At 62.7% G+C, this 1,313-nt stretch carries 1 pseudogene; it reads right to left on the reverse strand.

Annotation, left to right across the window (positions count from 1 at the left end):
* Positions 1-18: 18 nt before the first annotated feature.
* Positions 19-1,249: pseudogene (locus DJ029_RS21465) on the reverse strand (IS3 family transposase).
* Positions 1,250-1,313 lie beyond the last annotated feature (64 nt).

Genomic DNA, 1,313 nt, shown 5'->3' on the forward strand with positions numbered 1-1,313 from the left:
TGACCTGCCACTGAACTTTCATCCAGCTGCGACCGGAGCCTGGTTGGTGTTTACGCCGATTGGCGCGGGTTGAGCAATCGCCCGACGCGCGGAGCTTTCATCTCGCGCAGCGGGGCGGGCGATTGCGGTGGTCAGGGCTCGCGCGTAGTCAGCCGGGGTTTGATAACCCAAGGCCGAATGGGGACGCTCGGTGTTGTAGTCCGTGGCCCAAGCCGTGATCACGACACGAGCATGGGCCAGGTTGCGGAACATGGTCTCGTTGAGCAGTTCGTCGCGCATCCGACCGTTGAAGCTCTCCACGAAGCCGTTCTGCATGGGTTTGCCCGGCGCGATGTAGTGCCACTCGATCCGGTGCTCGGAGCACCACCGCAGGATCGCGTTACTGGTCAGTTCGGTCCCGTTGTCGCTGACAATCATGCCGGGCTTTCCGTGCCGCTCGATCAGGGCCGTCAGTTCCCGTGCCACACGCCGCCCCGAGATCGAAGTATCCGGGATCGCAGTCAGGCATTCGCGGGTGACGTCGTCGACCACGTTGAGCACCCGGAAGCGCTGGCCATTGGCGAACTGGTCGTGGACGAAATCCAGTGACCAGCGCGCATTAGGCCGTGCCTCGACCAAGATTGGCGCCCGGGTCCCGACAGCCTTGCGTCGTGCCTTTCGCTTGCGCACCGTCAGTCCTTCCTCACGGTAGAGCCGATAGATCCGGTTGATCCCCGAGGGTTCACCCTCGCGGCGCAGCAGGACGAACAGGCGCCGGTAACCAAACCGCCGACGCTCGTTGGCCAGATCCCGCAACCGACCGCGCAGAACCGTGTCCGGGGCGCGCCGAGAGCGATAGCGGATCATCGTTCGATCCGCGCCGACGATATGGCAGGCCCGCCGTTCCGACAGGCCATGCTCGGCCCGAAGAAACGCAACGGCTTCACGCTTCACGGCGGGCCCTACCACTTTTTTGAAACCAGATCCTTCATCGCAGCCAGATCCAGCATCTGTTCGGCCAGAAGCTTCTTCAGTTTGGCGTTCTCATCCTCGAGCGCCTTCAGTCGCTTGGCCTCTGATACCGTCATGCCGCTGAACTTGGCCTTCCAGTTGTAGAAGGCGCCTTCCGACATGCCATGCTTGCGGCACAGGTCGGCGCACTTCGCGCCTGCCTCGTGCTCGGCTAGGATGCCCCCTCTCGGCAGCATCCTGCGCATGCACCTGCCGGGCAGAGGATGATCTGTTCATCCGTGAATCTCGTTCGCTTCATTGTCCGTCCTCGGGTTGGGCCGGACTCTAATCGAGCATGGAAGGAAAAATCCCGTGGCAGGTCA

The sequence above is a fragment of the Oceanibium sediminis genome, assembly GCF_003265325.1.
GTDB lineage: Bacteria > Pseudomonadota > Alphaproteobacteria > Rhodobacterales > Rhodobacteraceae > Halovulum > Halovulum sediminis.